Origin of the sequence: Aliiglaciecola lipolytica (assembly GCF_018860635.1) — a bacterium.
In the GTDB taxonomy this organism is placed as follows: Bacteria; Pseudomonadota; Gammaproteobacteria; order Enterobacterales; family Alteromonadaceae; genus Aliiglaciecola; species Aliiglaciecola lipolytica_A.
The window spans coordinates 370,942-394,811 of record NZ_JAHKPT010000004.1; the positions used below are offsets into that span (position 1 = coordinate 370,942).

General features: G+C 39.8%; 21 protein-coding genes. 5 read left to right on the top strand and 16 right to left on the bottom strand.

Annotation, left to right across the window (positions count from 1 at the left end):
- Positions 1–3 precede the first annotated feature (3 nt).
- The 8 genes from lapB to gyrA form a co-directional block, all read right to left on the bottom strand.
- The gene (gene lapB, locus KO530_RS01920) at positions 4–1,173 is read right to left on the bottom strand and encodes a lipopolysaccharide assembly protein LapB (protein ID WP_216046689.1); all 1,170 of its coding nucleotides are present in this window, start codon (positions 1,171–1,173) and stop codon (positions 4–6) included.
- A gap of 5 nt (positions 1,174–1,178) precedes the next feature.
- Positions 1,179–1,439, bottom strand: coding sequence for a lipopolysaccharide assembly protein LapA domain-containing protein (locus KO530_RS01925; RefSeq protein ID WP_216046690.1), 261 nt, complete (start codon positions 1,437–1,439; stop codon positions 1,179–1,181).
- A gap of 138 nt (positions 1,440–1,577) precedes the next feature.
- Positions 1,578–1,868, bottom strand: a complete 291-nt coding sequence (ihfB, locus tag KO530_RS01930) for an integration host factor subunit beta (RefSeq protein ID WP_216046691.1) — start codon at positions 1,866–1,868, stop codon at positions 1,578–1,580.
- An 81-nt stretch (positions 1,869–1,949) separates the two neighbouring features.
- The gene (gene rpsA, locus KO530_RS01935) at positions 1,950–3,626 is read right to left on the bottom strand and encodes a 30S ribosomal protein S1 (protein ID WP_216046692.1); all 1,677 of its coding nucleotides are present in this window, start codon (positions 3,624–3,626) and stop codon (positions 1,950–1,952) included.
- Positions 3,627–3,729: 103 nt separating this feature from the next.
- Entirely contained in the window at positions 3,730–4,419 is a 690-nt protein-coding gene (gene cmk, locus KO530_RS01940) for a (d)CMP kinase (protein ID WP_216046693.1), read from the bottom strand.
- Between the two features lie 183 nt (positions 4,420–4,602).
- Positions 4,603–5,883, bottom strand: coding sequence for a 3-phosphoshikimate 1-carboxyvinyltransferase (gene aroA / locus KO530_RS01945; RefSeq protein ID WP_216046694.1), 1,281 nt, complete (start codon positions 5,881–5,883; stop codon positions 4,603–4,605).
- Between the two features lie 3 nt (positions 5,884–5,886).
- Positions 5,887–6,972 (bottom strand): 3-phosphoserine/phosphohydroxythreonine transaminase, encoded by a 1,086-nt coding sequence (gene serC / locus KO530_RS01950; RefSeq protein WP_216046695.1) that lies wholly within the window; start codon positions 6,970–6,972, stop codon positions 5,887–5,889.
- Positions 6,973–7,051: 79 nt separating this feature from the next.
- Positions 7,052–9,742 carry a DNA topoisomerase (ATP-hydrolyzing) subunit A gene (gene gyrA / locus KO530_RS01955; protein ID WP_216046696.1) on the bottom strand — a complete coding sequence of 897 codons (2,691 nt, stop codon included), beginning with the start codon at positions 9,740–9,742 and terminating at the stop codon, positions 7,052–7,054.
- Positions 9,743–10,003: 261 nt separating this feature from the next.
- Here gyrA and ubiG point away from each other — a divergent pair, with 261 nt between their 5' ends.
- The 5 genes from ubiG (at position 10,004) to yfaE (ending at position 15,689) form a co-directional block, all read left to right on the top strand.
- Complete coding sequence (ubiG, locus tag KO530_RS01960; RefSeq protein ID WP_216046697.1) at positions 10,004–10,717, top strand: bifunctional 2-polyprenyl-6-hydroxyphenol methylase/3-demethylubiquinol 3-O-methyltransferase UbiG; 714 nt, start codon at positions 10,004–10,006, stop codon at positions 10,715–10,717.
- A gap of 2 nt (positions 10,718–10,719) precedes the next feature.
- A complete protein-coding gene (locus KO530_RS01965; protein ID WP_216046698.1) occupies positions 10,720–11,406 on the top strand; it encodes an HAD family hydrolase in 687 nt (228 codons plus the stop codon).
- A 492-nt stretch (positions 11,407–11,898) separates the two neighbouring features.
- Positions 11,899–14,220: a class 1a ribonucleoside-diphosphate reductase subunit alpha gene (gene nrdA / locus KO530_RS01970; protein ID WP_216046699.1), complete on the top strand. Its 2,322-nt coding sequence runs from the start codon at positions 11,899–11,901 to the stop codon at positions 14,218–14,220.
- Between the two features lie 69 nt (positions 14,221–14,289).
- Entirely contained in the window at positions 14,290–15,420 is a 1,131-nt protein-coding gene (nrdB, locus tag KO530_RS01975) for a class Ia ribonucleoside-diphosphate reductase subunit beta (protein WP_216046700.1), read from the top strand.
- Complete coding sequence (yfaE, locus tag KO530_RS01980; protein ID WP_216046701.1) at positions 15,420–15,689, top strand: class I ribonucleotide reductase maintenance protein YfaE; 270 nt, start codon at positions 15,420–15,422, stop codon at positions 15,687–15,689. Before nrdB ends, yfaE begins: the two co-directional genes overlap by 1 nt.
- Before the next feature lie 96 nt (positions 15,690–15,785).
- Here the strand turns inward: yfaE and KO530_RS01985 are convergent, their stop codons facing one another.
- The 8 genes from KO530_RS01985 to KO530_RS02020 form a co-directional block, all read right to left on the bottom strand.
- On the bottom strand, positions 15,786–16,730 hold the full coding sequence (locus tag KO530_RS01985; RefSeq protein WP_216046702.1) for an AEC family transporter: 945 nt from the start codon (positions 16,728–16,730) through the stop codon (positions 15,786–15,788).
- A 65-nt stretch (positions 16,731–16,795) separates the two neighbouring features.
- Positions 16,796–17,113, bottom strand: a complete 318-nt coding sequence (locus tag KO530_RS01990; protein ID WP_216046703.1) for a hypothetical protein — start codon at positions 17,111–17,113, stop codon at positions 16,796–16,798.
- Positions 17,114–17,531: 418 nt separating this feature from the next.
- The gene (locus KO530_RS01995) at positions 17,532–18,410 is read right to left on the bottom strand and encodes an NAD(P)-dependent oxidoreductase (RefSeq protein ID WP_216046704.1); all 879 of its coding nucleotides are present in this window, start codon (positions 18,408–18,410) and stop codon (positions 17,532–17,534) included.
- Between the two features lie 812 nt (positions 18,411–19,222).
- Positions 19,223–20,221: an alpha/beta fold hydrolase gene (locus tag KO530_RS02000; protein ID WP_216046705.1), complete on the bottom strand. Its 999-nt coding sequence runs from the start codon at positions 20,219–20,221 to the stop codon at positions 19,223–19,225.
- A gap of 155 nt (positions 20,222–20,376) precedes the next feature.
- Positions 20,377–20,799, bottom strand: coding sequence for a GNAT family N-acetyltransferase (locus KO530_RS02005; RefSeq protein ID WP_252728705.1), 423 nt, complete (start codon positions 20,797–20,799; stop codon positions 20,377–20,379).
- A 133-nt stretch (positions 20,800–20,932) separates the two neighbouring features.
- Positions 20,933–21,772: a class I SAM-dependent methyltransferase gene (locus tag KO530_RS02010; RefSeq protein ID WP_216046706.1), complete on the bottom strand. Its 840-nt coding sequence runs from the start codon at positions 21,770–21,772 to the stop codon at positions 20,933–20,935.
- Positions 21,773–21,838: 66 nt separating this feature from the next.
- Entirely contained in the window at positions 21,839–23,113 is a 1,275-nt protein-coding gene (locus KO530_RS02015; protein ID WP_216046707.1) for a sugar phosphate isomerase/epimerase family protein, read from the bottom strand.
- Positions 23,114–23,287: 174 nt separating this feature from the next.
- Positions 23,288–23,800 (bottom strand): YgjV family protein, encoded by a 513-nt coding sequence (locus KO530_RS02020; RefSeq protein WP_216046708.1) that lies wholly within the window; start codon positions 23,798–23,800, stop codon positions 23,288–23,290.
- Positions 23,801–23,870 lie beyond the last annotated feature (70 nt).

Consider the following 23,870-nt stretch of genomic DNA (forward strand, 5'->3'; position numbering starts at 1 on the left):
CGACTATTCTCCGTCTAACCCTTTAATTGGTTTTACCACACCCCATTTCTTACATGATGGACACAACCAATGTATTTGACGTCCGGAAAAACCGCAACTCAAACAACGATACTTTGGCCGCATTTTAATTTGTTCTTCTACCAATCCTTTAACCATTGTCAGACTCTCACGGGTTTTATCGTCGACTTCGTCTTCAATAAAAAAGCCCATCAGGGTTTTAAAGCCTTTCATGGTTGGCGTTTTTTTCAATTGGTCGAACAATACCGTTTCCGCAGTCTCAGTATTCTCTTTTTTAGCTAACAATTTCACTTTTGCTAAATACGAAGTCGCACATTGCTGCCAATATAAATCTAAAACCGCTTCTAATTGAGCATCATTATTGAGCTTCTCAGCACATTGTTCTAGTTTAGGTACTGCTTCGCTAAACCAACTGATGTCGCGAACAGGCACTTCTTTTAAATAATCGAAGGCTTTTTGATAATCACCCTGTTGAATGGATAGATCGCCTAAAATCAACCAAGGCCTTACCCCGTGTTCATAAGCCGCAATTGCTTTTTGTAGCGATTTTTCAGCTGTTTCATATTTCTCTTGTTTGATCATTTTTAATGCTTGTTCACAATAAAAATGAGAAATACGTATACACAATACATCGCTATCACCGTGACAATCCATCATACGCTCACCAAGCTCTATCGCTCTATCCCACTCTTTTGTAGTTTGATAGATGCTAAATAGATGCTGTTGGGCGTCTAGGAAATGTTTATCACTGTCCAATAATTCTAAAAAGGCATTTTCGGCGCGCTCTAAAAAGCCCGCCATCATATAATCTTTACCAAGCTCTCGTAGCGCTTGTCTATTTTGTGATTCGGACAATTCTTGTTTACTAACCAAATTCTGGTGCACACGAATAGCACGATCTAACTCACCACGATGTCTGAAGAAATTTCCCATAGCTATATGAGTTTCAACGGTATCACTGTCTAAGCTCATCATTTTCATTAATGTATCAACCGCTTTATCTGGTTGATCAGACAATAAAAAGTTTAAACCTTTAAAGTAATGTCGAGAGAGAATACTGGATTGTTTGCGCTGTGCTTGACGGACGCTATTGCGTCCCATGACATAACCATAACCAGCAGCAACAGGAAGTAATAAAAAAAGTAATTCAAGCATCCAGATTAACTACTTGCAATGTCAGTTGTGCGATTACGTTTCTGTAACCGATTGATGCGCCATTTTAATTTAAGCCAAACAAGTGTGAAAACTAACGAGCTAAATATTACGCCGGCAGCAAAAAAAGACATTAATAAAATTGAGAGGCGCATTTCCATGGTACCCATTAAATAATCAAACATCACGGCTTGATCATTTTTTGCACCTAAAAGTGATGCTACCAGCATGATAATAATGAAAATGATAACGATCAGGAATATTTTCAATCTTAAACCTCAAATTGTTAAGGAAAAAACGCTTATTAAGCGGTATCAAAGCTTATAGTACAAAACTATGTACCTAGTTGTCACCCAAACAAAAACGGCACTCTAAAAAGAGTGCCGTTTTTTTAAAATAAAATAATCTTAATGTGCCAGACCTTCGTTAACACGTTCACGCAATTCCTTACCAGGTTTAAAGTGAGGAACGTATTTACCTTCCAGTTTAACCGTTTCACCTGTTTTAGGGTTACGGCCAACGCGAGGAGCACGAAAATGCAACGAGAAACTACCAAAGCCACGTATCTCTATGCGATCACCCTTTTGAAGGGTTTGCGCCATTTGCTCTAGCATCTCTTTAATTGCAGACTCAACATCCTTAGCAGGAACGTGACGAGCTTTATCGGCGAGCCTTTCAATAAGTTCTGATTTAGTCATTAGAAATCTCCGTTAATCAAAAATACTTTACCGATGAGACTGACAATCAGGCACTTTGGTTCAAGTGCCTGAGCATAAGTTTTATTCTTCGCCTTTAGCAGCTTTGAATGCTTCGGCCATCGCGTTAGCAAATCCAGCATCATCTGGCTGTTGATTTACTTTTTCGATAGCTTCTTTCTCGTCTGCTTGGTCTTTCGCTTTAACCGACAAGTTAACGATACGGTTCTTACGATCTACGCCCATAAATTTGGCTTCAAGATCATCACCTACATTAACAACTTCAGAAGCATCTTCTAAACGTTCAACTGTCAAATCACCAACACGAACGTAACCATCTACTTCTTCTGCCAAGTTAACCGTAACACCTTTAGCGTCTACAGCGGTAACCTTACCAGTAACGATAGCACCTTTCTTGTTATCTGTCAGATACTTATTGAACGGATCTTCTTCAATCTGTTTAACACCTAGTGAAATACGCTCGCGCTCTGGGTCGACTTGCAATACCACAGCTGAGATTTCATCACCTTTCTTGTATTCACGAACAGCGTCTTCGCCAGTCTTATTCCAAGAAATGTCAGACAAGTGAACTAGTCCGTCGATGCCGCCGTCAAGACCGATGAAGATACCGAAGTCAGTGATAGATTTGATCTTACCGCTAACCTTATCGTTCTTCTCGTGAGACTTAGCAAATTCTTCCCAAGGGTTAGCTTTACATTGCTTAAGACCTAGAGAAATACGACGACGTTCTTCGTCAATTTCAAGAACCATAACTTCAACAACATCACCTAGGTTAACAACCTTAGATGGGTGGATGTTTTTGTTAGTCCAATCCATTTCAGAAACGTGAACCAAACCTTCAACACCGTCTTCGATTTCAACAAAACAACCGTAGTCAGTAAGGTTAGTAACCGCACCTGATAATTTAGAACCTTCAGGGTAACGGTTAGCAATTTCTTGCCAAGGATCGCTGCCCATTTGTTTCATACCAAGAGAAACACGAGACTTCTCTTTGTCGAACTTCAATACTTTAACGTTAATTTCGTCACCAACGTTAACGATTTCACTTGGGTGCTTAACGCGTTTCCAAGCCATATCAGTAATGTGAAGTAGACCGTCTACACCGCCTAGGTCAACGAATGCACCGTAGTCAGTAAGGTTCTTAACGATACCTTTAACTTCATGGCCTTCTTCAAGGTTAGCAAGTATTTGATCACGTTCTGCGCTGCTTTCAGCTTCGATAACAGCACGACGAGAAACTACAACGTTGTTACGTTTAGCATCTAACTTGATAACTTTAAATTCTAATTCTTTACCTTCAAGGTGAGTTGTGTCGCGAACTGGGCGAACATCAACCAATGAACCAGGCAAGAATGCGCGCACTGTATTCACTTCAACAGTAAAGCCACCTTTGACTTTGCCATTGATAACACCAATGATGGTTTCTTTTTCTTCGTAAGCTTTTTCAAGTTCTACCCAAGCTTCATGACGCTTAGCTTTTTCTCTGGATAGAATAGTCTCACCAAAACCGTCTTCAACCGCGTCTAAAGCAACATCTACTGTGTCGCCAATGGCTACTTCAAGGACGCCTTCAGCGTTTTTGAATTGCTCTACGGGAATTGCGCTTTCAGATTTAAGACCTGCATCAACAAGAACAATGTCTTTATCAATTGATACGATAGTACCTTTAACGATGGCACCAGGACGTGTTTCAAGTTCTTTTAAACTTTCTTCAAATAAATCAGCAAAATTTTCAGTCATAGATTACTTTAATAGTTACTTTTAAGTGTATCCACGAAAAATCCGATTAACGTGGGGTTGTTGTTCATAACCAGATTAATCCGTTATCTGGCGGGTAGAGCAATTAAAGAGCGCATTGGACACTAAGTTTTGAACCAACAAATTCTTTAACCTTTTCAAGCACTTGCTCTACATTTAAGTGTGTAGAATCAAGCACTAATGCGTCATCAGCAGGTACCAACGGAGCAACACTTCGGTTAGCGTCTCGCTCGTCTCTTGCTTTGATATCGGTTAAAAGGCGCGCAATATTAACATCATGCCCCTTATCTTTCAACTGATTGTATCGTCTCTGGGCCCTTTCATCTGCACTAGCCGTTAGGAATATTTTGGCTTCTGCGTTAGGAAATACTACGGTTCCCATATCACGACCATCGGCAACTAAACCTGGCTCTTCTCGAAAAGCACGTTGACGTCTTAATAATGCTTCGCGAATACGCGGTAAAGAAGCTACTTTAGAAGCAATACTGCCTACCTCTTCAGTGCGAATTTCATGGGTTACATCTTCGCCTTCAAGGATGACTTTACTGTCTTTGTTAGTGGTATTGAAGTTAACATCTAGACTACTGGCTAGAGGAAGCAGAGCATCTTCATCGTCAGGTTCAATTTGATGATGGATCGCGGCAATCGCTAAAACACGATATATCGCGCCACTATCAAGGAAGTTCCAGCCTAGTGTTTTGGCCAATAACGCGCTCACTGTTCCCTTTCCTGCACCGCTAGGACCATCGATAGTGATGACTGGTGATACTTGCATGTGCTCTCCTGAGCTGAGTTAAAAATCGGGCGGAATTATACTCGTTAACGAAACATAAGCAATGCAAGCTATCTAATTAGCAATTAACACATTGATTTTAAACATAATTTTAACATTTCGTTTAATAATAAAGATAACCAAGAGATGACACTAGCCATCTCTGATTCTGGCAACTAGAAAATATTAGTCACTAATGCTGGCAAATCGTTCAAAGTAGTCTGGGAACGTTTTAGCCGTACAACCTGGATCATTTATCACCACAGCAGTATCGCTTAAAGCAACGAGTGAAAAGCACATAGCCACACGATGGTCATTGTAAGTATCAATTTCCGCTTCTTGTAATTTTGCCGGAGCAGTAACCTCAATAAAGTCATGACCTTCTTTTACTTCTGCACCTAATTTGCGCAGTTCAGTAGCCATTGCTGCTAAACGGTCAGTCTCTTTAACCCGCCAATTATAAATATTCGTCATTTTGGTGGTGCCAGTGGCAAACAATGCAGTAGTCGCGATTGTCATAGCGGCATCGGGAATATGATTCATGTCCATATCAATGGCAGTTAATGGTGCTCCTGTAACTTCGATAAAGTCATCACCCCAAGTCACTTTTGCGCCCATAGCGGAAAGCACATCCGCAAATTTAATATCACCTTGAATGCTTTTAGCGCCCACACCTGTCACTTTTACCGTGCCGCCCTTGATAGCACCGGCGGCTAAAAAGTAAGACGCTGATGAAGCATCACCTTCCACCAAGAATGTGCCTGGCGATTGATAAGTTTGATTACCTGTTATTTTAAAACTCTGATAGTTGTCATTTTCAACGGTAACCCCAAACTTGGCCATGGTATCTAGGGTAATATCAATATAAGGTTTAGAGACCAATTCGCCAATAATATCAATTTGACTGTCATCAGAAAATAACGGTGCAGCCATAAGTACTGCGGTTAAAAACTGACTAGACACACTGCCATCGACTTGGATTTTGCCACCTGAAAGAGCTTTCCCTTTAATATGTAACGGTGGATATCCATCACTTTTTAGGTAGCTTATTTCAGCGCCAGCCTGAGATAGCGCATCAACCAATGCACCAATTGGACGCTCCTCCATACGAGGTTCACCGGTAAGAACGTATTCGCCATTTGAGGCAGCTAGTGCTGCGCACAACGGACGCATAGCTGTGCCTGCATTACCTAAAAACATTTCTATCTTACTATCGGTATTGAAGACGCCATTATTACCTTGGACAATACACTGAGTTTTATCGTCACTAAGTTGATAAGCAACTCCCAACAGGCTCAATGCATCCAGCATATGCCGGATATCATCGCTATCGAGTAAATTAGTTAGCGTGGTTTCACCTTTTGCTAAAGCTGCCAATAAAAGAGCGCGATTAGATAAACTCTTTGAGCCTGGAACATTCACCGTACCTTGTACTTTGGAAATAGGCTCAAGTCTTAGTTGTTGCATGTTTTATCCGTTCCTTTTAGCAAAATCATTCATAAAGTCTATCAACGCTTTTACCCCTTCGATTGGCATCGCGTTGTATATACTGGCACGCATCCCACCAACAATTCGGTGACCTTTTAATGCTTTCAAACCAGCAGCTTCGGACTCTTCTAAGAATAAAGCATCTAATTTTGTATCGGCTAAATGAAACGGCACATTCATGCGCGAACGATTTTGTACAGCCACGCTGTTTGAATAAAAATCGTTGCTATCTATCGCGCTATACAACAGATCAGACTTTTGTTTATTACGCTTCTCAATCTCAGCAACACCGCCCATATCAAGCAACCACTCAAATACTAACCCAGCCAAATACCAAGCAAATGTTGGCGGCGTGTTGTACATAGAATCGTGTTTTGCGATCAAACCGTAATTAAGAATGGAAGGGGTTTCCACACGAGCTTTGTCTAACATGCTGTTATGCACAATGACCACAGACAATCCCGAAGGACCAATGTTCTTTTGCGCTCCACCGTATATAACTGCATAGTTATTGACGTCAATTTGTTTGGACAGAATATTCGACGACATATCAGCGACAATAGGTACCCCTTGAGTATCAGGCACTTCGTTTATTTCAATACCTTCGACTGTTTCATTAGGACAGTAATGAAAGTACGCCGCTTTATCGTTTAACTGCCAATTACTTTGGGATTGCACTTGCGTTATGCCGTCTACCACTTCTACGCCACCCACGACATCAGCAGTTAAATAGTTTTGCGCTTCATTAACCGCACCTTTAGACCAAGAGCCGGTGACCAAATGATCAGCATGGTCACCCACTGCAGATAGATTCAAGGGTACAGCTGAAAACTGCCCTCTTCCGCCGCCATGGGTAAATAGTATTTGATAATCATCAGGAACTGCCAGTAGCTTGCGCATATTATGAGTGGCACGCTCAGCAACCTCTATATAAGCTTTGCTGCGATGGCTCATTTCCATCACCGAGCACCCTTGATCTTGCCAATTAATAAACTCTTGTTGTGCTCGCAACATAACATCAGTAGGTAACATCGCAGGACCTGCACTGAAATTATAAGTAACTGCCATAATTTGATTTTCTCCCGAAAAAAAACGAGCGGAATAAGCCACTCGTTTTAAGTATGATTAAAAACTAGCGTTTAAGATTCTACTCAGTAGCGTCAGAGTCTGGTTGTCCAGCGTCATCGTCTGCAACTTCAGCTTGTTCAGCTTCTACTGCATCTTCGCCTTCTAATAGCTCTAAATCTTCTGCTTCAATCTCTTCTATCTTCTGTAAGCCCACTACATGTTCGTCTTTGCCAGTACGGATTAGTCTGACACCTTGAGTATTTCTGCCCACGGTAGAGACTTCATCAACACGTGTTCTAACCAAAGTACCTTGGTCACTGATCAACATAATTTCTTGACCTTCGAACACTTGCACTGCACCAACCACTGCACCATTACGCTCAGAAACCTTGATGGATACAACACCTTGTGTTGCACGGCTCTTAGCTGGGTAGTCAGCAATAGGAGTACGTTTCCCGAAACCATTCTCAGTTGCGGTTAAAATCGCGCCGTCACCTTTAGGTACAATCAGTGATACCACTTTTTGGCCTTCTTGCAATCGGATACCGCGAACACCTGTGGCCGTTCTGCCCATTGGACGCAGCGCTAACAACTCTTCACCTGTTTCAGGGTCACGTTTTACTTCACCGGTTTCAGAATCACGTTGTTTTTCGTTAAAACGAACTACTTTACCTGCATCTGAGAACAACATAATGTCGCTTTCACCGTCTGTAATATCAACGCCAATTAATTCATCACCTTCGTTTAAGTTGACCGCAATGATACCGTTTGAACGAGGACGTGAATATTGAGAAAGTGCGGTCTTTTTAACTGTACCGTTTGCAGTTGCCATTAATACAAATTTACCTTCTTCAAATTCTTGAATTGGTAAAATAGCAGTAATACGTTCACCTTCTTCTAGTGGAAGAATATTAACGATTGGACGTCCACGAGCGTTACGACTAGCGAATGGTAATTGATATACTTTCAACCAATATAAGCGGCCACGGGTTGAGAAGCACAAAATATGGTCGTGGGTATTAGCAACCAATAACTTTTCAATGAAGTCTTCGTTCTTCATTTTAGTCGCAGATTTACCTTTACCACCACGTCGCTGCGCTTCGTAATCAGAAAGTTTCTGATACTTCACGTAACCTTCACGAGAAAGTGTCACTACTACATCTTCACGTTCGATAAGATCTTCCATGTCGATGTCGTGTGTAGCGGCGGTAATTTCAGTGCGTCTTTCATCACCATATTCGTCACGAATTAACTCAAGCTCCTCTCTGATCACTTCCATCAAACGTTCTGAACTAGACAAAATGCGTAATAGTTCAGCGATAACGTCTAATAGATCTTTATATTCAGCTAAGATTTTGTCGTGTTCTAAACCTGTTAGTTTATGTAGACGTAAGTCCAAAATTGCCTGAGCTTGCTGCTCAGTTAAGAAATATTCGCCTTCGGAAATACCGAATTGAGGTTCAAGCCAATCAGGACGAGCCGCATCATCACCAGCGCGAGCTAGCATTTCAGCCACATCACCTAACGCCCAACCACGAGCGACCAAAGATGCTTTAGCGTCACTTGGACTTTGCGAGGCTTTAATTAACTCGATGATTTCATCGATATTAACCAGGGCAATCGCTAAACCTTCAAGGATATGGGCACGGTCACGGGCTTTTTTCAACTCATAAACCGTACGACGGGTAACCACTTCTCTGCGATGCAGAACAAAGGCTTCTAAAATGTCTTTTAGATTAAATACGCGAGGCTGGTTGTTATCCAAGGCTACCATATTAATACCAAATACAGTTTGTAACTGTGTTTGAGCATATAAATGGTTTAACAGTACTTCTGCTGATTCATTGCGTTTCACTTCAACAACAATACGCATACCGTCTTTATCAGACTCGTCACGTAAAGCAGATATACCTTCTATTTTCTTTTCTTTTACCAGTTCAGCAATTTTTTCAATTAACCTTGCCTTGTTAACTTGGTAAGGAATTTCGTGCACGATAATGGTTTCTTTACCGCTATCTTCAGTTTCAATCTCAGCGCGTGCGCGCATGTAGATTTTACCGCGACCTGTGCGATACGCATCATCAATGCCTTTACGACCACTGATTAATGCTGCAGTTGGGAAATCAGGACCTGGAATGTGCGTCATGATTTCTTCGATGGTCATATCGGGATTATCGATAAGTGCGATACAGCCATTCACAACTTCAGTTAAGTTATGCGGTGGAATATTAGTCGCCATACCTACCGCAATACCTGAAGAACCGTTAACTAATAAGTTAGGTACGCGGGTGGGTAGTACGTCTGGAATATGTTCTGTACCGTCATAGTTAGGTACAAAATCAACGGTTTCTTTTTCTAAATCGGCGAGAAGTTCATGGGCTATTTTAGCCATTCTCACTTCGGTATAACGCATCGCAGCTGCGGAGTCACCGTCAACAGAACCAAAGTTACCTTGGCCGTCAACTAGCATATATCGCAAGGAAAATGGCTGCGCCATACGAACAATAGTGTCGTAAACAGCAGTATCACCGTGAGGGTGATATTTACCAATCACGTCACCTACTACACGAGCGGATTTTTTGTACGGTTTATTATAATCGTTTTTCAACTCATTCATGGCGAACAATACGCGGCGGTGAACAGGTTTTAACCCGTCACGCACATCCGGTAGTGCACGTCCAACAATGACACTCATTGCATAGTCGAGGTAAGAATTTTTAAGTTCTTCCTCTATATTAATGGGGAGAATTTCGTTGGCATTGTCTGTCATATACAGCCTTGTCCCTAAATTATTATCTGAATCTACTGATGAAACTGGTCAAGTCAGTTTGAAAAGTTCGACTTCACTTATAGTTATAGTGGGTTCTAAATCGACTGTAGATTCTACCACCGAGAAAACAAAATAAATAGCCGTGATTAGCTTATATAGTGTGCAATCAAACAATTATTTAGCATATCTTCGGGTATAAAGGTCTGGTTATCTAAATTAATGACAGCTTATAATAGCAAACAGATGAAAAAGGAGTGAACAATGACCAATCAAAACGTAGACGCTGCAGAAATAGATAAGTTTTCGGCTTTAGCGTCTAGGTGGTGGGATTTAGAAGGTGAATTTAAGCCTTTGCATGAAATTAATCCGCTAAGAGCAGATTACATTCAGCAACGGACTAACGGGGTGTTCGACAAAAGCATTATTGATGTTGGATGCGGCGGCGGTATTTTATCAGAATATCTAGCTAAGCAAGGTGCACAAGTTTCCGGTATTGATATGGCTTCTGAATCCTTAGAAGTAGCGCGACTTCACGGTTTAGAATCCGGTGTAAAAGTAAGCTACCAACAAATCACTGCAGAACAAATGGCTGAGCAGCATGCCAATCAATTTGACATCGTGACTTGCCTTGAGATGTTAGAGCATGTGCCAGATCCGGCCTCAATTGTGCGAGCTTGCGCTACGTTAGTTAAGCCTGGCGGTGATGTGTTTTTCTCCACATTGAATCGAAACCTGAAATCCTATTTGATGGCTATTGTCGGCGCAGAAAAAGTGTTGAACCTGGTTCCTAAGGGCACCCATGAGTATGAGAAGTTTATCCAACCCTCTGAATTATTAAGTTGGGTCGATAGCACAGATTTAATCACTAAACACATGACAGGTTTGCATATGAACCCCTTTTCCAAACAATATTACCTTTCTGAACAAAACGTTGATGTAAATTACATAGTGCATTGCCAGAAAAGTGAAGTGTAAAGATGGTCTCGAAAAACAATTTATTTAATGACAAGTACGCTGGCATTTTATTTGATTTGGATGGCACCTTGTTAGACACCGCGGCTGATTTGGGTAATGCCCTTAATCATGTGCTTGCCCATTATGATCGCCCAGCCTGCCAGCCTCAGGAATACCGCTGTGTTGCATCAGACGGTGCCCTTGGTTTGTTAAAATTGGGGTTTGCAGATGATTTTGAAGCCCTGTCAAAGCAAGCGTTGCAGAAATGCAGACAAATGCTTCTTGACCATTACGAACAGAATGTTTGTGTTGATACAACCTGCTTTGAAGGGGTTGAGGATAGCTTAGAGTTTCTGAATCAAAATGCTATTCCTTGGGGGATTGTCACTAACAAGCCTGGATTTTTAACCACGCAATTACTGACCCACTTCCCAATTATGCAAAGTTGCGGGATTGTCATCAGTGGCGACACTTATATTAAACGTAAACCTCATCCTCTGCCGCTTTTAGAAGCCGCCAGAGTGCTTGAAGTGAATCCACAAAATACCTTATATGTTGGTGACGCGCTTAGAGATATTGAAGCCGCCCGTAACGCAAATATGGTTAGTGTCGCGGCGCTCTATGGTTACATTAAAGATCAACAAGAAGTGGTTAATTGGAAAGCAGACTTTGAGATAAGTCAGTTCAGTCAGTTACACGATCTAACTTAGGCACAAAATTCATCAAATTTATGTCACTCTCACATTTCATAAATGAACAGGGGGAAGCATAAAGAATACCAGATATAGTGACAGTTGAGATTTTAAACACTATATATCGTGATATTCTAAAAATAGATTTTGTCCTTCAAAAATAATTTAACTTTTTAATTTAATCTAAAATTTGCTTGCATTCGGCTTAACTCATTCGCTAATGCAGCTTCTAAGTTAGTCAATACTAACATATCAATTGGTTGAGTTTTTTTGGCGATAAAACCACCACATATTGGGTTGCAAATAGAGGTAAACACCTCTATCTTGTGCTCGTCACATTTTTTCTAACTATTCTAAAAAATAACCGGAAGTAAACGCTTTTCAATGCGATCAATTTACTCCATGAAGTGTGGCTAGAATTTAAAACGTTAATATACAAAAACAATGTGTTCGTTAAATTTTATTTTTCAGAGCATGGGGCGCTAATTATCTTATACGGCTATCAAATACATGAATAACTCTCTAAATGTCACGAAACGCGATGGTGAACGTGAAGTCTTAAATTTGGACAAAATTCACAAAGTCATAACTTGGGCGGCCAAAGGCCTAAAAAATGTTTCAGTTTCTCAAGTTGAAATCAAAGCTCACATTCAATTTTATGATGGTATCAAAACCGAAGACATTCATGAGACCTTGATCAAATCAGCAGCAGACTTAATTTCTACTGATACACCTGATTATCAATATCTTGCAGCTCGTTTAGCCGTTTTCCATCTGCGTAAAAAAGCCTATGGTCAGTTTGAACCACCTACTTTGCTTACTCACGTAAAAGAGATGGTTGCTAAGGGAAAATATGACCAACACATTTTAGAAGACTACTCAGAGCAAGAGCTGAATGAACTAGATCAATATATGGATCATTGGCGCGACATGAACTTCAGTTATGCAGCAGTTAAACAACTGGAAGGCAAATATTTAGTTCAGAATCGCGTGACCGGTGAAATCTACGAAAGTGCCCAATTTTTGTATATTTTAGTGGCAGCGTGTTTGTTCGCTAACTATCCAAAAGACACACGTTTAGATTATGTAAAACGTTTCTATGATGCCACATCATTATTTAAAATTTCTTTGCCTACGCCAATTATGTCGGGCGTTAGAACCCCTACCCGTCAATTTAGTTCTTGTGTATTGATAGAAGCTGGCGACAGCCTAGATTCGATCAACGCGACTGCCAGCGCGATCGTAAAATACGTTAGTCAACGAGCTGGTATCGGCGTAAATGCTGGGCGTATTCGTGCTCTAGGCAGTGAAATTCGCGGTGGTGAGGCTTACCACACCGGTTGTATCCCATTTTATAAATACTTCCAAACCGCTGTGAAAAGTTGCTCTCAAGGTGGTGTTCGAGGCGGCGCAGCAACCTTATTTTATCCGGTATGGCACTTAGAAGTAGAATCTTTATTGGTACTTAAAAATAACCGTGGTGTTGAAGAAAATCGAGTTAGACATCTCGATTACGGTGTTCAGTTTAATAAACTTATGTACACACGCATGATCAAGGATCAACATATCACGCTGTTCAGCCCCTCCGATGTACCAGGGCTTTATGAAGCCTTCTTTGCGGATCAAGATGAGTTCGAAGCTTTATATGTTAAGTACGAACAAGATGATTCTATTCGTAAAAAGAAAATCAGAGCAGTAGAGTTATTTAGTTTATTTATGCAAGAGCGTGCAAGTACAGGGCGTATTTATCTGCAAAATGTTGATCACTGTAATACTCACAGTCCATTTAATCCGAAACTTGCACCGGTTAGACAAAGCAACTTGTGTTTGGAGATTGCCCTTCCAACCAAACCTTTGCAGCACATTAACGACGAAAATGGCGAAATCGCACTTTGTACCTTATCTGCATTTAATCTCGGCGCAATTGAAAGCCTTGACGAATTCGAAGAAATGGCTGACTTAGCGGTACGCGCACTGGATAGCTTGTTAGACTATCAAGATTACCCAGTCCCTGCTGCATACCGTGCGTCAATTGATAGAAGAACCTTGGGTATAGGTGTCATTAACTTTGCTTACTACTTGGCTAAAAATGGCAAAAAATACTCAGATGGAAGTGGTAATGCGCTAATACACAGAACCTTTGAAGCCATGCAGTATTATCTTCTTAAAGCTTCAAATAACCTAGCTAAAGAAAAAGGTGCTTGTCCTAAGTTCAATGAAACCACCTATTCACAAGGTATATTGCCCATTGATACCTACAAAAAAGATTTAGATAAGGTATGTGACGAGCCACTTCATTACGACTGGGAATCCTTGCGTAAAGAAATTGTTGAACACGGGCTGCGAAACAGTACGTTATCAGCATTAATGCCGTCAGAAACGTCTTCACAGATATCCAATGCGACAAATGGTATAGAGCCACCTCGTGGGCATATTAGTATTAAATCCTCAAAAGATGGCGTACTCAAACAAGTGGTACCTGAATACGATAGATTGAAGGAGCAATACGAATTGCTTTGGGATATCAATTCCAACGATGGTTACCTGCAATTATGCGCCATCATGCAAAAATTTATCGATCAAACGATTTCTGCCAATACGAGTTACGATCCTGGTAAATACGAAGGTGGAAAAGTACCTATGAAATTGTTGTTAAAAGACTTATTAACCACTTATAAACTGGGTATTAAAACCTTGTATTACCACAATACACGAGATGGCGCTTCTGACACTTCACAACTTGAATTGAAAAAAGAAGTCGCTACACCTTTGGCTCAAGAAGTTGTCTTGGAAGAAGATGATGATTGTGCCGGTGGTGCATGTAAGATCTAAACCAAAAACCAAGTTTGGTGGCGTATTGCGCGCCACCCAGTGTTAAACCTCACAGAGTACTGACGGTAAATGAAATACACCACTTTTAATCAAAAACCAACGAATCCTTTATTGGAACCTATGTTTTTCGGCAATCCAGTGAATGTTGCTCGATACGACCAGCAAAAACACAGTATTTTTGAAAAATTAATTGAAAAACAAATTAGTTTTTTCTGGCGTCCAGAAGAAGTTGACGTCAGTAAAGACCGGGTTGATTTCCAGTCTTTAAGTGACTCTGAAAAACATATCTTTATTTCCAATTTAAAATATCAAACTTTGTTAGATTCGGTTCAAGGAAGAAGCCCAAATATTGCATTTCTTCCAATTATTTCGTTACCTGAATTAGAAACGTGGACAGAAACATGGTCATTTTTCGAAACCATACATTCACGTTCTTATACACACATTTTGCGCAATTTATTCACTGATCCCAGTGCAATTTTTGACGACATTGTAGTGAACGAACAAATCAAGCAAAGAGCAGGTGATATATCAAAATACTATGATGACTTGATTTTCTATACTCAACTTTGGCAAACCCAGGGTGAAGGTGTACACACAGTTGATGGAGTTGCTTACACCATCACTATGCGTGAATTAAAGAAAAAACTGTATCTTTGTATGAACTCTGTCAATGCTTTAGAAGCCATACGTTTCTATGTTTCCTTTGCTTGTACATTTGCATTTGCCGAGCGCGAGTTAATGGAAGGTAATTCGAAAATTATTCGTCTTATTGCACGAGATGAAAATCTACATTTAACCTCAACTCAGCATATTCTTAATCTTTGGCAAAAAGGCAAAGATGATCCTGAAATGGCAGAAATAGCGGAAGAGTTAAAAGACCAAGCTAGAGAAATATTTATGCAAGCTGTTGAACAAGAAAAACAATGGGCTGGATATTTATTTGCACAAGGCTCAATGATTGGCTTGAATGAAGAAATATTGTGTCAATATGTTGAATATATTGCCAATCATCGCATGTCGGCTATTGGCATGGGTCAACCTTTTGATATCACCAGCAATCCGTTACCTTGGATGAATAATTATCTCAACTCTGACAACGTACAAGTTGCCCCACAAGAATCAGAAATAAGCTCTTACTTGGTCGGTCAAATTGACGCTGAAGTAAATGCCAGTGACTTTGACGACTTCGATCTTTAATGTCCGAGAAAAAACAATACGTGATCACCATTGACGGTGATCACCCCCCTATCCTCACAGACCAATCAGACACTATTTTAGAAAGCTTGGAAAAGCGCAATATCGAAGTTCACTATCATTGTCGAGAGGGATTTTGCGGTGCTTGCAGAAGTAAACTAATAGATGGTGACATTGACTACACGACAGATCCTTTAGCCTACATTGATGATGACGAATTTCTACCCTGTTGTTCGGTAGCATTGGGAGACATAAAAATTAAACTTGTATAGTTTATCAGTTATTCGCCCCATTAAATCATCCTTCAATCTAATGCCTTATCTTCATTTCAATTAGCCGCTGAGCATCCAAAATCCAGCAGTTAACGCCTAAATTAATTCAAATACTTTCAATAAAAATATACCTAAAGTAGTGGTTAACATTGAGCCTATGCTGGTCACCGCAATGATGGCGGCAGCCAAGTAATGATTACCGTGCATAGCTTGTACCATTGGATAACTGGCCGCTGCTGTGGGGGACGCACACATAAGGTACAAGACACCAAGCTCCTCACCTCTAAACCCTATAAGAACGCCACCTAGTGTTATCACCAAAGGAAGCACTATTAACTTCATAGCGGATGACCAATAAAGTACCGAGGAAGAATGGAATTCCTTGATTCGAATAGACGCTCCGGCACATAACAAAGCCAATGGCAGCGTCATACCAGCGAAGTATTCACCTGTATGCAGCGCTATTTCAGGCACAGGCACATTCAACAGTGAAACAGCCACACCTAAAACAATAGAGATAATTAACGGGTTTTTACCAATATTGAGGAAAATAGAAGCGAACCCATTTGAGCCGTTTTGATGCATGTGTCGCGACAACGTCACCACTGACAAGACGTTGAACAATATGGTTATTACCGCCAAATAGATTGACGCAATAGCTAGCGTGTCTTCGCCATATGCGCTGACCACAAATGCTAAACTAATAATCCCCATGTTACTTCTAAACGCACCTTGCACAAATACGCCTTTATCCGCTCGTTCAGAAATAAATCGTGTGGCGAAAACGTCCAAAAACAGAAACAAAACTAGGGTCGCAATAAAGCCGTAAATCACCAATGCAGTGGGTAAACCTTGCGTAAAATCAGTCATTGATAGTTTTGTGAAAAGCAAACACGGCAAGGTGACTTTAAATACTAAAGCGGACCCCATTTTGGCAAAATCATCATTCAACCAACCAATGCGTTTGAACAAAAAGCCCAAGCCAATGATAAAGAATATAGGTGTGGTTATCTGCAACGAAAAATTTAAGTCAGAAAGCAATTTGAGTCCTAATTAATGAATATGTAGGTAAAACGGGAATATTAAAAACAAAGTAGAACTATATTCTATTTGATTTGCGCCCTGTGTACTTGTTCATTTGAATCTATTTCAATAACACATTGGTAAATTTCAAAATTAAACACACTGCTTAATACTATTAAATCTCCGCTTGTAGTTTGCTGCATTGTAAAGCTCGAAAGATTAACTGTTTTGAGTTGCCTCAAGACACTAGTTTTGCTCACTCCTTGGCTAAAATTAGCACACAGAAAAACCACCTCTTTACGGGCTTCATTCCAATAAAAAGCGAAGAGCAAGAGTCCTAAAATTGACAGTAAAAACAGTCCTATTTTCGCTCGTTTTTGCAGACTAGCCCAGATAACCATGTTCCTTCAAATTTACCATTGTTATGCAAGTTTACGGCTAAATCTAAAAGGCAGCAATAGAGGTAATTGTAAGCATTTGCGGCTTATAGCTCTGCAGCAAAGCTCAACACTTCTGGATCGTTTTTAGGTAAACAAACAACATGAGGTTGAAATTTATATGAAAAATAGCAAAGACATTTGCTAATAATTATACCAACACTCACTTCAATTGGATTCTTTGTTCGCCACATACAAAAAATCCGATAATTAAACTGATGAAAAGTGAGAGCTGACAAGCAAACTACAAACACATATTCAACGATTTAGTTATCGGATTCAAACCATACTAGCTCAGCCTGATTACACAGTGACCGCAGCTAATATGAGGGTACTTATTTAATGGAACCAAGCGTTATGCTTGGCTCCAATTAAATCTTTATTACTTTTCCAACTTAAGGAAGTAATCGAAGATTTCTGGAACGTTACCGTTACCCATGCCTTCATCGAATGCAGCTTGAAGGTTATGAGAAGTACCTTCAGCAATTTCAGCACGTGTACCAAGATCTTCAACCATCTTAAGGAAATAACCTAGATCTTTATTTGCATTAGCAATAGAAAAACCTAAATCACTTACACCATCAACAGCGTAATTCTTACAGAATTGCATAAATGGTGAATTAGATGGACCAGTAGACATGATGTCGAACAATTGTTGACGGTCAACACCTGCACGATCAGCTACAGCAAAAGCTTGTGACATAGTACAAACCGTTGTCATACCCATGAAGTTGTTAATTAGTTTAGTAGTATGACCGGCACCTAGTGCACCAAGATAAAAGACATTTTCGCCTTGTTGGTCAAGCACTGGTTTAACTTTGTCAAACGTAGCTTTATCTCCAGAAGCCATGATATTTAGAAGACCGTCTTTAGCGTGAGCTGGAGTACGACCTAAAGGAGCATCAACCATGCCCGCACCTTTCTTGGCAAGATCAGCACCAATCTTACGAGTAGAAGCCGGAATCGATGTTCCGAAATCAATCAATACAGCACCTTCTTTAATGCCTGCAAGGATACCGTCTTCGCCGTAAACAACTTTCTCGACAATTTCAGAGGTAGTAAGGGCAAGCATGATGATATCACTGGCTGCAGCTAATTCAGCTGCAGAAGTTGCGGCTTTTCCGCCTCGAGCAACAACTGCTGCAACAGCATCTTTATTCAGATCCATTACAATTGGCTCGTAGCCTTTTTTCTGCAAATTTTCTACCATATTGCCGCCCATCAGACCGAGGCCGATGAAACCGATTACTGGTTTTGTCATTTCTAACTCCTGGAGTTTTGGTATGTAAAGTTGAGTATAAAAGAATATACACCTGTTAAAATTTAAGCAAATGTAGAACAGCTATCAATATTGCTGTTCTTGAATGACTCAATCGGTGATTAAAAAATGGAATTTACTCAAATAGATGTTTGCTTATCTAACAATTACGAATAAATAAATAAATAAATACGTAAATTAAAGGTTAGCCTTTTGCAAAAATATCCTGACTAATTATAGCCAATTTTGAAACTCTACCATTCACACCAATTAGCAAATTTAAAAATCACATATGCAATGTCATTACCAAATGATCAAACCATTGTAGGAGATCTAAAACCATATGTCATTACCAAATTTAAAATAATAATAACAAATTGGTAATAATATACGGTTACCGACTGACTTTTAGACACAACAGCATAATTTTAATTATGTAAACTGATTAACTCATTCTGCCGCAAACCTACAGTTAAACGTCTAACCTGTTTTCTTGCGTTCTATAAAGCGTAGACTAAATAATCACAAAGATTATTTTTCTTAAACTTTCTAGTATTAACAATGAAATCGAATTGCTGATAAGTCATCGCGTAAGCGCATGCCCATTGTGGCGTAATTGGTCTACCTTCGGCACAAAAATTAACAGTGTTATCTAATTTACAGACGTTTCGGGAAAGTTGAACATCAGCCGCAGCAAAGCCAAGATATAAGCCGCGATGTAGCCAATGTTCATTCTTTTTTGGCTACAGATACGTTACAAGGCGCTCGTCACTAGTGCCTAATGCGGATTAGGGTTAATCAAAATTAATTCTCTATTATTGCTCAAGCGCTTTGTGAAACGCCTCAATAAAGGCTGGGTAATCTTCAAAATGTGGCATGTGCCCTAACCCTTCTAACTCAAACAAAACCGAATCCTTGATTATGCTGTGAGCCTGTTTACCAAGTTTAGTATATTCACCTAATTTTCTAGTGACTCCAGATTTTAGCCAACCTCGACCAGGCCCCGTCTTATCGCGTGTGCCGATAATCAAAAAGGTCTTATTTTGGATTTGAGGAAACTTAGCGACAATATTTTCAGAAAATATGGGCCCATAGGTCAATGCATTGTTCCAAGCAACAATTTGCCAATCGTCACCGGCTAACATTCCTGCTAAGGGAACAAGTAACTTTTCATATTCAGTTGACCATTTGCCGTCATAGTAATTATTTTTTTGATAATTTATTGCCCCAGCCAAGGTCGTTTTGAGCTCTCTTGCATAAAAGAAATTTATATCTTTAAATTCTACGTATTCACTGTAATTTTCAAGTCCAATAGGGTTAATTAGGATGAGTTTGTTCACTGAATCAGTGTAATTTACAGCAAAGGTCACTGCTAACATTCCGCCCATAGAATGACCGACAATGTCATACTTTCCAATCATCAAACTATCCAACAACGATTTAGTATTTAAACCCAGTTGAGCAAAACTATACTGATAATAATTGGGTTTAGATGACTTACCAAAACCAATCTGATCGGGAATAATTACTCGGTAATCTTGCTTCACCAGATCGTTCGCCACTTTCTCCCAGTAGTAACCGGAGAAGTTTTTACCATGTAACAGCACTATGACCTTTTCTGCGTCTTTGTTGCCCACATCCATATAGCGCATTTTCAGTTCTTGATTTTGCGAATTGAAAATAAAAGTATGTACGTCAAATGGATATTCAAACCCATCTAACTCTTTATTAAATTTGACGGTACTGTCAGCGAAAACTGGCAACGCAAAGCTTAAACAAGCAATTACGACTAACCCTCCAAAATATCTTTTCATGTCCTTCAATCCCTAATAATAATTTGATCTATCACGCATGATTAACTGCAAACTATCTCTATCACCCTAGGTGTTAGCTTCTGCGTACGTATTAAATTTGCAAAGCCTAGCATAAGTTGTAAAAACGTTACTCAACCGATGGCTTAGCTCCTACTCTAATCATAGATATTAGGCTGCCAAATTTGCATAATTATGTCGGGGTTTTTTAGGCTTTGAAACCCAAATTGAGAATACAGACCATGAGCATCACTTGTTGCTAACATAAAACGACGTAAACCTTGCAAGTCTGGATGTGACACAACAGCTTGCATAAGTAATTTGCTGATCCCCAAACCACGATATAATTCTGCTACGAACACATCTCCAAGATACGCAAATGTTGCTTTATCGGTAATAACACGAGCAAACCCCACCTGCTCGCCCAACTGGTTATATGCGCCAAATACTAACGAATTCGTAATCGACTTTTTAAAGGTTTCAAGGGGAATATTTTTAGCCCACGAAGTTTTAGACATAAAAGAGTGAACCACCTCTATATCTAAATCGTTGGGATTCGATGAAATTTTAAATTCATTCAATTTAATTATCCTACAACAGCTATGGCTTCAACTGAAAACCCAAATCGTTGACCTGATTATGTTTCTACAGATATATAATCACCAATTTTAAACGCTTGATCACTTCTTACTTGCAGCTTTTTTGTTATAAACCTCAAACCTTTTTAGCAATAATTTCAACGGGAGCAACGAGCCCATTAGTAATATTTTCAATCATATTTTTCATTTTAAGTGCCGTGTTCTCCTGCATCAAAATATGTAGTCCTAACGGTGAAGTATCGCTACTAGACTGTGTTTTTGCTCGTAGCTGCCTAAAAAAGTCAAGGGCAAAATCGACCCGATTATTTACACTTGAAACCGCAAAGCCAGCACCACTTAAGGCCTTTTCGTATTGGCTTGGAGTGGCTAATTTACTGTTACTACTTTCAGTCGCCCACGGAACTGGATAGATCAGTTCACCATCGTTTTGACGCATAACGTCATACACCCCAAAAGCTGAGCCTGGTTTCAACACACGATATATTTCACAGAATAACGATGTTTTATTCTCTATATTCATTCCAACATGCAGCATATAACCGCCATCAAACATATTATCTTGAAACGGCATTGATAAAGCACTTCCGTGATAAAGCCTAATATATTCGTCAAGATTCAACCAGCCACTCAAGGCATTTCCTGTTTCGACATATTCCGATGTTAAATCTATACCGGTAACGCGGCTTTCATGTTTAGAAGCTAGATGTCGTGCAGCGCCCCCTAAACCACAACCAACATCTAACAAGTGACTTCGCTTAGAAAACTTAAGTTGGTCAATGAGATGATCTGTTGCTAAACGTCCACCGATATGGAACTCATCGACTGGAGCTAGATCGTCTAAGGTTAGATTTTCGGAGGTTTTACCCAGGGCACAAAGCGCTGCTTCGATGGCACTTAGCAAATCGCCATGTAAATAATGTTCAGAGACTCGTTCATCATGGGACACAACACTCATCCTGTCGATTCTTCAATAAAATCAAGCAGCACTAACACTGCAATAGTAAGCACAATGGAATGCAGTTTACTTTAATACACTATGGTACAAATATTCCCATGCTAACTGCACACTGTGCATAGGCGGGTAGGAATAATCTTCCACTTCGGCAACCATGTATTTTGGCGGGTTAAAGTCAGCATGATGAAATAACGCCATCCAATCAATCTCGCCACTTGCCCCCAATTCCTTATAATCTTTGATGTGCCAACTTAAAAATCGATCTGAATATTTTTTAAAATAATCGATGGGTTCAACACCAGCTACTTGCATCCAATAGATGTCAGCTTGAAAATAAACATATTCGGGATCGGTATGTTCCAAAAAGTAATCATAAATGCGGGTGCCTTCAACAGTTTTAAATTCATCAGCGTGATTGTGGAAAGCGAAAGTGATCCCCTTTTCACGGCATAATTTCCCTATCGCATTGTAATAATCGCTATAGCGTTTTAGTTCACCTTTGTTTTTTATGGATGAAAGTTGATTGTTGGACGTTGTTAAATACTTTACTCCTGCTGCCACGTGATCATCTATGGTTTTTGACCACCATTCCAACGCGTCTTCCCAATCATCAGCAGCAGGGAGATCATGAAACGTCATCGAACCCCAAAACAGCATGCCGTTGCCTTCGACTAAATCCCGAAACTCTGTTGCTGGCATGCCATAAAAAGTACCATTTTCATAAACAAATGTTTCCACATAGCTATAACCCATTCTAGCCAACTCTCGCAGTGTTTTTTCGGGATCTTTCAACATTTGCTGATGGACAGAAACCAATTGAATACCAATATTTTTATCCTTTGGATTTGATTTAATATAGCGGGTTTTCCAAAGACTTTTACCGGATTCATCATAACCTTCTAGTAACACATTGGTTGGACTTTGAAAGTCAAATTCGACTCGCAAATAAAAGTTACCCAACATATCCAGATCTTGCATTTCCCATTTGGTTTCAGATGTAAAACGCCCCATTCCTTTGAAAATAGCGCCATGCTGATTTTGTCCTAACGCAATAATTTTCTTGCTCTTAGCATCATAACCAATCAGCTCAGTCAGTATGGGAAGATATTTCCCATCTTGATATTGCAGCACTTCTACTTGCATCGACAGCTTATTCATAGTCGAAGTATTGTGCATTCTAATGGCTGGAAATGTGGCGATACTTTCTGTACCGGCATGCTCGCTACTTACCCAATGCCCAACATATTGATGTAAGCGGTCAACTTGAGAGTCGATGGAATTTTGTGCCAAGCTATTTTGAGTGAAAACAAAAATCAACGTTAACGCAGTTAAAATTCTCATACTTGTAACCTGTTGTTTGTTTATTTGAGAACCGAAAGGTTGTCAATTATCAAGGCAAAAGTTAATTATTAACTTTAGCTGCTATATTCTGATTTTTAGCAATCCACTTTAAATAGCCATGATCGTCATTAATGCACTCAATACATCTCACAAGGCCTGAATACTGGTGATTGATTATACTGTGGGTTTACTTAATTTACGGGCAATGTAATAGCGATAAAACCCCACTGCACTGCTGCCAACAAAAACGATTTCAACTAATATACCTACAGGAGACCATAAAATAATATTATGTATTAGCCATAATGATCCTCCCAATATCATCATAATCCGCAAAAACTTATCGTTATGACTAAATGAGCCTGTGGTAACAAAAACCGTCGCAGCAAACCCTAAAATACTCAAAAAACCAATATACGTATAAACGGTAATAAATAAACTAACGACAAGTGACACGGCTGCCATCCATTGAAATTTCCATTTGATCGAAAGTAAAAACCGAAAACTAGAAAACAGGAAAATATAACCTGCAGTCGGTTGATCAAGTAACAGATAATGAAAACCATTAAATAAACAGCTAACGGATAAAAGCGCTAAAAGACGATTTTTATCCTTAAGTTGCATAGCAAAGCACTCTATCGTAAGAGTGAATGTAACTAGCACTTGAGAAAGTAAAAAATCTGGCATGTATTTCCTAAACAATGATCATTGATATACGCAGCTACAGCTAAAGACCACATATCCGCCATACTCGGCT